The organism is Amycolatopsis pittospori (assembly GCF_013870525.1).
GTDB classification, from domain to species: Bacteria; Actinomycetota; Actinomycetes; order Mycobacteriales; family Pseudonocardiaceae; genus Amycolatopsis; species Amycolatopsis pittospori.
In genome coordinates this window covers 1-11,810 of record NZ_JACBXD010000010.1, presented here as the reverse complement: position 1 = coordinate 11,810, position 11,810 = coordinate 1, and the positions used below count along the sequence as shown (strand labels likewise).

General features: G+C 66.0%; 16 protein-coding genes. 13 read left to right on the top strand and 3 right to left on the bottom strand.

Annotated features, from left to right (window positions below; genetic code table 11):
• Positions 1–2: 2 nt before the first annotated feature.
• The 3 genes from H5J31_RS07780 to H5J31_RS07770 are packed head-to-tail and all read right to left on the bottom strand — an operon-like array spanning position 3 to position 2,102.
• Positions 3–1,166, bottom strand: a complete 1,164-nt coding sequence (locus tag H5J31_RS07780; protein WP_181771792.1) for a hypothetical protein — start codon at positions 1,164–1,166, stop codon at positions 3–5.
• Between the two features lie 13 nt (positions 1,167–1,179).
• Positions 1,180–1,512 (bottom strand): hypothetical protein, encoded by a 333-nt coding sequence (locus H5J31_RS07775; RefSeq protein WP_181771791.1) that lies wholly within the window; start codon positions 1,510–1,512, stop codon positions 1,180–1,182.
• Positions 1,512–2,102 (bottom strand): YbaB/EbfC family nucleoid-associated protein, encoded by a 591-nt coding sequence (locus H5J31_RS07770; protein WP_181771790.1) that lies wholly within the window; start codon positions 2,100–2,102, stop codon positions 1,512–1,514. The genes H5J31_RS07775 and H5J31_RS07770 overlap by 1 nt, the downstream gene beginning before the upstream one ends.
• Before the next feature lie 193 nt (positions 2,103–2,295).
• On the opposite strand from H5J31_RS07770, the gene H5J31_RS07765 reads away from it, so the two are divergent.
• The 13 genes from H5J31_RS07765 to rpsC all read left to right on the top strand — a co-directional run.
• A complete protein-coding gene (locus tag H5J31_RS07765) occupies positions 2,296–2,442 on the top strand; it encodes a hypothetical protein (protein ID WP_181771789.1) in 147 nt (48 codons plus the stop codon).
• Positions 2,443–2,810: 368 nt separating this feature from the next.
• On the top strand, positions 2,811–3,185 hold the full coding sequence (gene rpsL / locus H5J31_RS07760; protein ID WP_003102113.1) for a 30S ribosomal protein S12: 375 nt from the start codon (positions 2,811–2,813) through the stop codon (positions 3,183–3,185).
• On the top strand, positions 3,185–3,655 hold the full coding sequence (gene rpsG / locus H5J31_RS07755) for a 30S ribosomal protein S7 (protein ID WP_005166770.1): 471 nt from the start codon (positions 3,185–3,187) through the stop codon (positions 3,653–3,655). The genes rpsL and rpsG overlap by 1 nt, the downstream gene beginning before the upstream one ends.
• Positions 3,656–3,718: 63 nt before the next feature.
• Positions 3,719–5,818, top strand: a complete 2,100-nt coding sequence (gene fusA, locus H5J31_RS07750; protein WP_181771788.1) for an elongation factor G — start codon at positions 3,719–3,721, stop codon at positions 5,816–5,818.
• A gap of 123 nt (positions 5,819–5,941) precedes the next feature.
• Positions 5,942–7,135, top strand: coding sequence for an elongation factor Tu (gene tuf / locus H5J31_RS07745; RefSeq protein ID WP_181771787.1), 1,194 nt, complete (start codon positions 5,942–5,944; stop codon positions 7,133–7,135).
• Positions 7,136–7,532: 397 nt separating this feature from the next.
• Positions 7,533–7,838 (top strand): 30S ribosomal protein S10, encoded by a 306-nt coding sequence (rpsJ, locus tag H5J31_RS07740; RefSeq protein ID WP_003102098.1) that lies wholly within the window; start codon positions 7,533–7,535, stop codon positions 7,836–7,838.
• 31 nt (positions 7,839–7,869) lie between these two features.
• Positions 7,870–8,520 (top strand): 50S ribosomal protein L3, encoded by a 651-nt coding sequence (rplC, locus tag H5J31_RS07735; RefSeq protein ID WP_181771786.1) that lies wholly within the window; start codon positions 7,870–7,872, stop codon positions 8,518–8,520.
• A gap of 2 nt (positions 8,521–8,522) precedes the next feature.
• Positions 8,523–9,209: a 50S ribosomal protein L4 gene (rplD, locus tag H5J31_RS07730; protein ID WP_034304244.1), complete on the top strand. Its 687-nt coding sequence runs from the start codon at positions 8,523–8,525 to the stop codon at positions 9,207–9,209.
• A complete protein-coding gene (gene rplW / locus H5J31_RS07725) occupies positions 9,206–9,517 on the top strand; it encodes a 50S ribosomal protein L23 (RefSeq protein WP_005166778.1) in 312 nt (103 codons plus the stop codon). The genes rplD and rplW overlap by 4 nt, the downstream gene beginning before the upstream one ends.
• 16 nt (positions 9,518–9,533) lie before the next feature.
• Positions 9,534–10,367: a 50S ribosomal protein L2 gene (gene rplB, locus H5J31_RS07720; RefSeq protein WP_181771785.1), complete on the top strand. Its 834-nt coding sequence runs from the start codon at positions 9,534–9,536 to the stop codon at positions 10,365–10,367.
• 18 nt (positions 10,368–10,385) lie between these two features.
• Positions 10,386–10,667, top strand: coding sequence for a 30S ribosomal protein S19 (gene rpsS, locus H5J31_RS07715; protein WP_026468892.1), 282 nt, complete (start codon positions 10,386–10,388; stop codon positions 10,665–10,667).
• Positions 10,668–10,696: 29 nt separating this feature from the next.
• Complete coding sequence (gene rplV / locus H5J31_RS07710) at positions 10,697–11,113, top strand: 50S ribosomal protein L22 (protein WP_005166780.1); 417 nt, start codon at positions 10,697–10,699, stop codon at positions 11,111–11,113.
• Positions 11,113–11,810: 30S ribosomal protein S3 (gene rpsC, locus H5J31_RS07705; RefSeq protein ID WP_181771784.1), on the top strand; the 698-nt coding region annotated here is incomplete at its 3' end. The genes rplV and rpsC, both read left to right, overlap by 1 nt.

Genomic DNA, 11,810 nt, shown 5'->3' with positions numbered 1-11,810 from the left:
CCCTACTGATCCATGTCCAGGTTCTCGCGGGTCTCCTCGGTGCTCTGCCCGCCACCGATGTCGCCCGCGTTCTGCGCGGTCTTGATGTCCTTGGTGTTGCTGACCATCTTCCCGCCGACGTCGACCAGGGCCTTGCCCTGATACGCCGTGCCCTTGGCGAGATCGCTGGGATTGACGCCGACCGTCTGCTTGAGGACCTGCCCGGGAAGTCCGGTGAGGACGTCCTTCGCGGCGGTCCCGAAGGTGCCCAGCTGGGTGCCGGTGCCCTTGGCGACCGCGCCCACGATGGCCTTCTCCTGGCCCGGCGTCAGGCCGACCTTGCCGGCCTTCGTCAGCTTCGAACCTTGTTTGACCAGGTCGTCGGTCCACTTGAGCATGAAGCCCATGAACTTGTCGAGCAGCTTGCCGAGTTTGCCGAGGTGCTTGGTGATCTTGCCCATCGCGCTCGCGGCCTTGGCGATGGTCGCGGTCATCGCGGCGGCGACCGACGAGCCGAGGCTGACCACCGACGCGGCCAGCGCGGGCAGCCAGATGTAGATCGCCCAGGTGACCAGTTCGGAGATGATCGACTTGACGACCTCTTCGATGACGGTCATCACCATCGACCACATCTGGAGCGTCTCGGCGACCGTCCCGGCGCTCGACCCGATGCCCTTGACGCCGACGGCGAAATCGGCCAGCGCGTTGCGCGCGGCGTCGCCCGCGTCTCCCACCCAGTCCTTCAGCGAGTCGTCACCGGTCTTGACGAAGTCGTCGGCCAGCGTGACGAAACCCTTGCCGATGTTGACGAAGTTCCCCGCCGCGGTCTTGAGCGCTGGCCCGTCGCCGGTGACGAAGTGCAGCGCGTCCTGCAGCGGCTGGATCAGTTCGATGAGGATGTTCAGCCCGTTGCTGACCAGCCAGCCGACCGGGTCGAGCACGAAGCTCGCCAGATCCGCGCCCGCGCCGGCGATGAACCCGGCGCCGTCCGCGACGAGCTGCCCGCCGGCCGCGGCGATGTCGCCGGGTCCCTGGGCGGTGCTGATCTTGTCGTAGGCGTTGGTGATCGTGGTGACGCCCTTGCCCGCGACGGGCACCTTCTTCGCCGCGTCGAGCGCGTTCTTGCCGAAGCTGTCGTCACCGGTGATCTTGACGCCCTCGGCGACGCTCGCCTTCTCGTCCGTCATGCCGTCCCCCAGCTCACTTCGGTCCGTCGATCTTGGCTTCGTACTTGCCCAGCGTGATCGTCGCGTCGTTTTCGAAGCCGTTGTAGATCGACGCCGCCTGGTTGAGCCGGTCGGAGAAGGAATCGACCCCGGTCTTCATCAGTTCGAGCAGCTCACGCAGGTCGGCGAGCTTGTCGGTGTAGGTCTGCTTCACCGCGAGACCGATCAGCCCCCACGACTTGTCGGTGACGTCGGCCTGGTCGACGAGGCCGCCGAACTTGCCAGCCTCGTCCTTGTAGTAGCCGAGGTTGTTCGCGTAATCGGTCAACGCCTGGGTTTCGACCTGGTGTCCGCCGGGGCCGCCCATCAGTGTTCCTCCTGGTCGTCGAACAGGTTCTTGAGGAACTGGTCACCGGCCGAGCTGCCACCCGGCTGCTGCGGGCCCGCATTCGGTTCGTCCGACCGCCTGAGCACCGACTCCTCGCTGAAGTCGCCCTCGTCACGAGGGCGGCGTCCGGCGGGGCGCGCGGTGTCCTGGGGTGGCTCCTCCGACATCTGAGACCGCAGATCGTCGCTCGTGGTTCCCAACGCTTCGGCTTGGGCTTCGAGGACCTGCTCTTCGACGTTCAGATGGAACGCCTCGCCGAACTGCGCGTCGACGATCCCGGCCTGCTTCCGCGCCGCGTCGGCGACCGCGGTGTGCAATGTGGACAGAATGCTCGCGGCGAGCTGTTGTGGTTGCTGCCTAAGGGCTTCCGGGGACAGGCGAATGTCCTTTACGGACCCGCCGGGGCCGGCGACGACGGTGATCGAACGGTCCGGTGACGCCGCCACCGACTCCAGTTCCGCGAGTTCCTCCTGCATCTCGCCGACCTTCGCGAACTGCGTCTCGGCCTTTTTGATCTTGGACTGGAACTTCTCGAATTCCGCGACCAGTTGTTCGAACTCGGCCGACATGGAGCCTCCCCGTGCAGTTTCGTGCGTCATCGCTGTGACCGGTGTCATCGTGACCCATTGGGCCGTTTGACGCGACGGGGTGCTTCCAGGATCCATCCGGCTCACCCGTTGGGGGAATAGGTAGCGTGGTCCGCCGAGTAGGGGAGTCACGAAGACGAACGCACCACAGCGCAACACAGTGAGGGGAGGCGTCGTGGACGCCGAGCAGCAGGAAAGCACCGAAGAGCCCAGGCGGGGGAGTCACGCGGCGCCGGAGGGGGCGCCCGTTCATCCGCTGATCGACCTCGGTCGTGATCCGAACCCGGGCCGGGCGGATCACGCCAAGCCCGACGAGGAATGAAGACGGGCCGCGCCTCGTTGAGGTGATGGCGGGGGCATGGATGGAGAAACGGGCCGAAACGCCGTTCCATCAGGGTGGCCGCGGCGTAACGCGCGGCACGATATAGTTATCGACCCCCCGATTTGGTCGGCCAGGAAGTGGCCGGGTATCTTTGGAGACCGTGCCCGGCAGGCGTCGGGCCGTCCCGTGTGCCGTGCGGCATGAACGGGGTGCTCAGGCATCCGGTTCCAAGGCTGCGCCACACGGGTCCGACGGAAAATCCCTACGGGAAGTTACCGGTCGAGAGACCATGACGCGGGCCGACACGCCCGACCGCGGGGGCCGGAGAAAGCACGAAGTAAGCAAGACGCGAACAGAAAGCTGGTCCATTGCCCACGATCCAGCAGCTGGTCCGAAAGGGCCGCCAGGACAAGGCTGCCAAGCAGAAGACCGCGGCCCTCAAGGGGAGCCCGCAGCGGCGTGGCGTGTGCACTCGCGTGTACACCACGACCCCCAAGAAGCCGAACTCGGCGCTGCGCAAGGTCGCGCGTGTGAAGCTGACCAGCGGCATCGAGGTCACCGCCTACATCCCCGGTGAGGGCCACAACCTGCAGGAGCACTCGATGGTGCTCGTGCGCGGTGGTCGTGTGAAGGACCTTCCGGGTGTTCGCTACAAGATCATCCGCGGGTCGCTCGACACCCAGGGTGTGAAGAACCGTAAGCAGGCGCGCAGCCGTTACGGTGCCAAGAAGGAGAAGAGCTAATGCCCCGCAAGGGTCCGGCCCCTAAGCGGCCGTTGATCTCCGACCCCGTCTACGCCTCGCCGCTGGTCACCCAGCTGGTGAACAAGGTGCTGAAGGACGGCAAGCGCTCCCTGGCCGAGCGCATCGTTTACGGAGCCCTGGAAGGTGCTCGCGAGAAGACCGGTACCGACCCGGTCGTCACGCTGAAGCGCGCCCTGGACAACGTGAAGCCGACCATCGAGGTGAAGAGCCGCCGCGTCGGTGGCGCCACCTACCAGGTGCCGATCGAGGTCAAGCCGGGTCGCTCCACCACGCTGGCCCTGCGCTGGCTGGTGTCCTTCTCGGCGGCCCGCCGCGAGAAGACCATGATCGAGCGTTTGCAGAACGAGCTGCTCGACGCGAGCAACGGCCTTGGCGCGAGCGTCAAGCGTCGCGAAGACACGCACAAGATGGCCGAGTCCAACAAGGCCTTCGCGCACTACCGCTGGTGATGACCGCCCGGCTGCCGATCAACGCCTTGCCGGGCCCCATTATTGAGACAGGGGAACACTCTCGTGGCACGTGAAGTGCTGACCGACCTGAACCAGGTCCGCAACATCGGCATCATGGCCCACATCGACGCCGGTAAGACCACCACCACCGAGCGGATCCTGTTCTACACCGGGGTCAACTACAAGATCGGCGAGGTGCACGACGGCGCCGCGACGATGGACTGGATGGAGGAGGAGCAGAAGCGGGGTATCACCATCACCTCGGCTGCCACCACCACCTTCTGGGCCGACCACCAGATCAACATCATCGACACCCCGGGCCACGTCGACTTCACCGTCGAGGTGGAGCGTTCGCTCCGCGTGCTCGACGGTGCCGTCGCCGTCTTCGACGGCAAGGAAGGTGTCGAGCCGCAGTCCGAGCAGGTCTGGCGTCAGGCGGACAAGTACGAGGTTCCTCGTATCTGCTTCGTCAACAAGATGGACAAGCTCGGCGCGGACTTCTACTTCACCGTCCGCACCATCGAGGAGCGCCTCGGCGCCCGCCCGCTGGTGATCCAGCTGCCGATCGGCGCCGAGAACGAGTTCGAAGGCGTCATCGACCTGGTCCGCATGAAGGCGCTGACCTGGCGCGGCGAGGTCCAGAAGGGCGAGGACTACGCCGTCGAGGAGATCCCGGCCGAGCTCGCCGACAAGGCGGCCGAGTACCGGGAGAAGCTGGTCGAGGCCATCGCCGAGACCGACGACTCCCTGATGGAGAAGTTCCTCGAGGGCGAGGAGCTGACGGAGGCCGAGCTGAAGGCCGGTATCCGCAAGCTCACCGTGAACCGCGAGGCGTACCCGGTGCTCACCGGTTCCGCGTTCAAGAACAAGGGCGTTCAGCCCATGCTCGACGCGGTCATCGACTACCTTCCGTCGCCGCTGGACGTCCCCGCCGTCGAGGGCACGCTGCCCGACGGCGAGACCGTCGTGTCGCGCAAGCCGTCGACCGAGGAGCCCTTCTCCGCTCTGGCGTTCAAGATCGCCGCGCACCCGTTCTTCGGCAAGCTGACCTACATCCGGGTGTACTCGGGCAAGGTCGCCTCCGGCGCGCAGCTGATCAACGCGACCAAGGAGCGCAAGGAGCGCATCGGGAAGCTCTTCCAGATGCACTCCAACAAGGAGAACCCGGTCGACGAGGCCCAGGCCGGCCACATCTACGCGGTCATCGGCCTGAAGGACACCACCACCGGTGACACCCTCGCCGACCCGCAGAACCCGGTCGTCCTCGAGTCGATGACGTTCCCGGCGCCGGTCATCCGCGTCGCGATCGAGCCGAAGACGAAGGCCGACCAGGAGAAGCTCTCCCTGGCGATCCAGAAGCTGGCCGAAGAAGACCCCACGTTCCAGGTCAACCTGGACGAGGACACCGGCCAGACGATCATCGCGGGTATGGGCGAGCTGCACCTCGAGGTGCTGGTCAACCGTATGAAGTCCGACTACAAGGTCGAGGCGAACATCGGTAAGCCGCAGGTCGCCTACCGTGAGACGGTGCGCAAGACGGTCGAGAAGCTCGACTACGTGCACAAGAAGCAGACCGGTGGTTCCGGTCAGTTCGCGAAGGTCATCGTCAAGCTCGAGCCCCTCGAGTCCACCGACGGTGCTCTTTACGAGTTCTCCAACAAGGTCACCGGTGGCCGCGTGCCGCGGGAGTACATCCCGTCGGTCGACGCGGGCGCGCAGGACGCCATGCAGTACGGCGTGCTGGCGGGCTACCCGCTGGTCGGGTTGAAGTTCACCTTGCTGGACGGTGCCTACCACGAGGTCGACTCTTCGGAAATGGCCTTCAAGATCGCCGGCTCCATGGCGATGAAGGAAGCCGCGAAGAAGGCCGGCCCGGTCATCCTCGAACCGCTGATGGCCGTCGAGGTCACCACGCCCGAGGACTACATGGGCGACGTGATCGGTGACCTCAACTCCCGCCGTGGCCAGATCCAGGCCATGGAGGAGCGTGCCGGTACCCGTGTCGTCAAGGCACTGGTCCCGCTGTCGGAGATGTTCGGTTACGTCGGTGACCTGCGGTCGCGTACCCAGGGACGTGCCAACTACTCCATGGTGTTCGACTCCTACGCCGAGGTTCCCGCGAACGTCGCGAAGGAAATCATCGCGAAGGCGACAGGGGAGTAGTTCCCTCTCGCTCGCGGGCATAAGGAAAACTCCTGAACGTCCGCAGCACCCAATGATGAATCGCCGTCTGGCAGCCACGCCGGGCGGCGAGCAAAAAGCTCAACAGTCCAGGAGGACATTCCAGTGGCGAAGGCGAAGTTCGAGCGGAGCAAGCCGCACGTCAACATCGGAACCATCGGTCACGTCGACCACGGTAAGACCACTCTGACCGCGGCGATCACCAAGGTTCTGCACGACAAGTACCCCGAGCTGAACACGGCGTCGGCGTTCGACCAGATCGACAACGCGCCGGAAGAGAAGCAGCGCGGTATCACGATCAACATCTCGCACGTCGAGTACCAGACCGAGAAGCGTCACTACGCCCACGTGGACGCCCCGGGTCACGCGGACTACATCAAGAACATGATCACCGGTGCCGCTCAGATGGACGGCGCGATCCTCGTGGTCGCGGCGACCGACGGCCCGATGCCGCAGACCCGTGAGCACGTGCTGCTCGCGAAGCAGGTCGGCGTTCCCTACATCGTCGTCGCGCTGAACAAGGCCGACATGGTCGACGATGAAGAGATCCTGGAGCTCGTCGAGCTCGAGGTCCGCGAGCTGCTGTCGTCCCAGGACTTCCCGGGCGACGACGCTCCGGTCGTCAAGGTCTCCGGCCTCAAGGCCCTCGAGGGTGACGAGAAGTGGGGCCAGTCGGTCCTGGAGCTCATGGACGCCGTCGACGAGAACGTGCCGGACCCGGTGCGTGAGCTCGACAAGCCGTTCCTGATGCCGATCGAAGACGTCTTCACGATCACCGGCCGTGGCACGGTCGTGACCGGCCGTATCGAGCGTGGCCGCGTCAACGTGAACGAAGAGGTCGAGATCGTCGGCATCAAGGAGAAGTCGACCAAGACCACCGTCACCGGTGTCGAGATGTTCCGCAAGCTGCTCGACCAGGGTGAGGCCGGCGACAACGTCGGTCTGCTGGTCCGCGGTATCAAGCGCGAGGACGTCGAGCGCGGCCAGGTCGTCGTGAAGCCGGGCACCACCACCCCGCACACGGAGTTCGAGGGCTCGGTCTACATCCTGTCGAAGGACGAGGGTGGCCGTCACACCCCGTTCTTCAACAACTACCGCCCCCAGTTCTACTTCCGTACGACGGACGTGACCGGCGTGGTGACCCTCCAGGAGGGCACCGAGATGGTCATGCCGGGCGACAACACGGACATCAGCGTCACGCTGATCCAGCCGATCGCCATGGACGAGGGCCTGCGGTTCGCCATCCGTGAGGGTGGCCGTACCGTCGGCGCCGGCCAGGTCACCAAGATCAACAAGTGATTTAACGCCGACCCGGGGGTCTGATACACCCCCGGGTTCAAGGCGTCAAATCACGTGTGCGACACTATTCAGGTTGCTCGTCCTGGGGCGGCCGAACCTTGCAAGTCATTTGATGAGCAGGTTCCTGCCGCCCTGGTATGAGCGGCCACGGTCCGTGGAGCTCTTCCTTTTTCGGGTGAGGCCAGCGGGCACGGCGGTTGAGACGGCTTTGCCGGATCGCTGCCTCCTCACGTGAGGAAGACCAGCAAGACGACGATCCCGCGGGATCCGTCTGTGCGTCGGGCGCGACACGCCCGACCGCGTGGACCGGGGACAGGGCCGTTGAACTGCGAGAACCCCGGCCCGGCCGGGGTTTGAAGAGACAAAGCGGCACGAGACGACAAGGAACGCAGCCACCATGGCGGGACAGAAGATCCGCATCCGGCTCAAGGCCTACGACCACGAGGCGATCGACACCTCGGCGCGCAAGATCGTCGAGACGGTCACGCGCACCGGCGCCCGTGTTGTCGGGCCGGTGCCGCTGCCCACCGAGAAGAACGTTTACTGCGTCATCCGCTCGCCGCACAAGTACAAGGACTCGCGCGAGCACTTCGAGATGCGCACGCACAAGCGTCTGATCGACATCCTCGACCCGACGCCGAAGACGGTCGACGCGCTCATGCGCATCGACCTGCCGGCGAGCGTCGACGTCAACATCCAGTAGCGGCTGGCGAGCGGCGGAGAGTAAGAGACTCATGTCTGACAGGCAAGTGAAGGGCATCCTGGGCACCAAGCTCGGCATGACCCAGGTCTTCGACGAGAACAACCGGGTCGTCCCGGTGACCGTCGTGCAGGCCGGGCCGAACGTGGTCACCCAGGTTCGGACCCAGGAAACCGACGGCTACAAGGCCGTGCAGCTGGCTTTCGGTGCGGTCGACCCGCGCCGGGTGAACAAGCCGCGCACCGGCCACTTCGACAAGGCGAGCGTGACCCCGCGTCGTTTCCTTGCGGAGCTGCGTACCACCGACGCCGAGACCTACGAGGTCGGCCAGGAGATCACCGCCGAGGTGTTCGAGGCCGGCATCGAGGTCGACGTGACCGGTACCAGCAAGGGCAAGGGCTACGCCGGTGTCATGAAGCGTCACGGCTTCAAGGGCCAGGGCGCGAGCCACGGTGCCCAGGCCGTGCACCGCAAGCCCGGCTCGATCGGTGGCTGTGCCACCCCGGGCCGCGTCTTCAAGGGCCTGCGCATGGCGGGCCGGATGGGCAACGACCGGGTCACCACGCAGAACCTGACCGTGCACGCGGTGCGTGCCGACGACGGCCTGCTGCTGATCAAGGGCGCCGTGCCCGGTCCCAAGGGCGGCCTGCTGTTCGTTCGCAGCGCCGCGAAGGGTGGTAACTGAACATGACCAGCGTCGAGCTGAAGACCCCGGCCGGTAAAGCCGACGGCACGGTCGAGCTCCCCTCGGAGATCTTCGACGTGCAGGCCAACGTGCCCCTCATGCACCAGGTCGTGGTGGGCCAGCTGGCCGCCGCTCGCCAGGGCACGCATGACACCAAGACCCGCGGTGAAGTCCGCGGTGGTGGCAAGAAGCCGTACCGCCAGAAGGGCACCGGCCGCGCCCGCCAGGGTTCGACCCGTGCGCCGCAGTTCACCGGTGGTGGCGTCGTCCACGGCCCCACGCCGCGTGACTACACCCAGCGGACCCCGAAGAAGATGAAGGCCGCCGCCCTGCGTGGCGCCCTCTCCGACCGGGCCCGTGCCGGACAGCTGCACGTCGTCACCGAACTGGTGACCGGCGAGAAGCCGTCCACCAAGTCCGCCAAGGCCGCCATCGCCGCGGTGACCCAGGCCAAGCGCGTTCTCGTGGTGCTGCACCGCGACGACGAGCTCAGCTGGAACTCGCTGCGGAACCTGGCCGAGGTCCACATCATCACGCCCGACCAGCTCAACACCTACGACGTGTTGGTCAACGACGACGTGGTGTTCACCAAGGCCGCTTACGACGTGTTCGTCGCCGGTCCCGTCAGGGGCAAGGGCGCGAAGGCCAGCGCGCGGTCGAGCGAGGTTGAAGGGAGTGACGAGCAGTGAGTGCGATCGCCATCCCCGATCCCCGCGACATCTTGCTCGCGCCGGTGATCTCCGAGAAGTCCTACGGGCTGCTCGAGGACCACAAGTACACGTTCATCGTCCGCCCGGACGCCAACAAGACCCAGATCAAGATCGCGGTCGAGAAGGTGTTCGGCGTCAAGGTGGTCAGCGTCAACACGGCCAACCGCCAGGGCAAGCGTAAGCGGACTCGCGCCGGCTTCGGCAAGCGCAAGGACACCAAGCGCGCCATCGTGACTCTTTCGGCTGAGAGCAAGCCGATCGAGATCTTCGGCGGACCCACCGCGTAAAGGACTGAGCTGACACATGGGCATCCGCAAGTACAAGCCGACGACCCCGGGTCGTCGCGGTTCGAGCGTCTCCGACTTCGCCGAGATCACTCGGTCCACTCCGGAGAAGTCGCTGCTTCGTCCGCTGAGCAAGTCCGGCGGCCGTAACTCCAGCGGCAAGATCACCACCCGCCACAAGGGCGGTGGCCACAAGCGTGCGTACCGGCTGATCGACTTCCGCCGGAACGACAAGGACGGCATCCCCGCCAAGGTCGCGCACATCGAGTACGACCCCAACCGGTCCGCTCGTATCGCGCTGCTGCACTACGCCGACGGCGAGAAGCGCTACATCATCGCCCCGGAGAAGCTCAAGCAGGGTGACACGGTTGAGAACGGCCCCCGCGCCGACATCAAGCCGGGTAACAACCTGCCGCTGCGCAACATCCCGGTCGGCACCGTGATCCACGCGATCGAGCTCCGCCCCGGTGGCGGCGCGAAGATGGCGCGGTCCGCCGGTGCCAAGGTGCAGCTGGTGGCGAAGGACGGGCCTTACGCCCAGCTTCGTCTCCCCTCGGGCGAGATCCGCAACGTCGACGTGCGCAACCGCGCCACCGTCGGTGAGGTCGGTAACTCCGAGCACTCCAACATCAACTGGGGCAAGGCGGGTCGTAACCGCTGGCGCGGCAAGCGCCCCACCGTCCGTGGTGTCGTCATGAACCCGGTCGACCACCCGCACGGTGGTGGTGAGGGTAAGACCTCCGGTGGTCGCCACCCGGTGAACCCGAACGGAAAGCCCGAAGGCCGCACCCGCCGCCGCAAGGCCTCCGACGCCATGATCGTCCGCCGCCGGCGTACCGGCAAGAAGCGCTGAGCAGGGAGGTAGAAGAACATGCCACGTAGCCTCAAAAAGGGCCCCTTCGTGGACGACCACCTGCTCAAGAAGGTGGACGTTCTCAACGAGTCGGGCAAGAAGACCGTCATCAAGACCTGGTCGCGACGCTCCACGATCATCCCGGACTTCCTGGGTCACACGATCGCGGTGCACGACGGTCGCAAGCACGTCCCGGTGTTCGTCACCGAGGCGATGGTGGGTCACAAGTTGGGCGAATTCGCGCCGACTCGGACCTTCAAGGGCCACATCAAGGACGACCGCAAGTCGCGCCGCCGCTGAGCGGGCACGAGAGAACAAGGAATCTAGCGATGAACGCCCAGAACGACGTGGCCGAGGCTTTGCCGACGGCTTACGCGCGGGCTCGCTTCGTCCGGGACTCGCCTACCAAGGTGCGCCGGGTGATCGAGCTGATCAAGGGACGTAGCGCCGCCGACGCCTTGGCCGTGCTCCAGTTCGCCCCGCAGGCGGCAAGCGAGCCGGTCGCGAAGGTGCTCGCCAGCGCCGTGGCCAACGCCGAGAACAACCTCGATCTCGACCCGGACACCCTCTGGGTCAAGAACGCCTACGCCGACGAGGGCCCGACCCTCAAGCGCATCCGTCCGCGGGCCCAGGGCCGCGCGTACCGGATCCGCAAGCGGACCAGCCACATCACCGTCGAGGTGGAGTCGCGTCCGAAGGCCGAGGCCAAGAAGGCACAGGGCAAGAAGAAGGCAGGTGGCCGGTAGTGGGCCAGAAGATCAACCCGCACGGCTTCCGCCTGGGTATCACCACGGACTGGAAGTCGCGTTGGTACGCCGACAAGCAGTACGCGGAGTACGTGGCCGAGGACGTCAAGATCCGGAAGCTGCTGTCCACGGGCATGGAGCGCGCCGGTATCTCCAAGGTCGAGATCGAGCGCACCCGTGACCGTGTCCGCGTCGACATCCACACCGCCCGGCCGGGCATCGTCATCGGCCGTCGTGGTGCGGAAGCCGACCGGATCCGCGGCGCGCTGGAGAAGCTGACCGCCAAGCAGGTCCAGCTGAACATCCTCGAGGTCAAGAACCCCGAGGCCGACGCCCAGCTCGTCGCTCAGGGTGTCGCGGAGCAGCTGAGCAACCGTGTGGCGTTCCGCCGCGCGATGCGCAAGGCGATCCAGACCTCCATGCGTTCGCCGCAGGTCAAGGGCATCCGCGTGCAGTGCGGCGGTCGTCTCGGCGGTGCCGAGATGTCCCGCTCCGAGCACTACCGCGATGGCCGCGTCCCGCTGCACACGCTGCGTGCCGACATCGACTACGGCTTCTTCGAGGCCAAGACGACGTTCGGTCGCATCGGCGTGAAGGTGTGGATCTACAAGGGCGAGCTCGTGGGTGGCCTCAAGGCCAAGGAGGCGCGTGACGCCGCCGCGGCCGCCGAGCGCGCCCCGCGCCGGGAGGAAGGGAC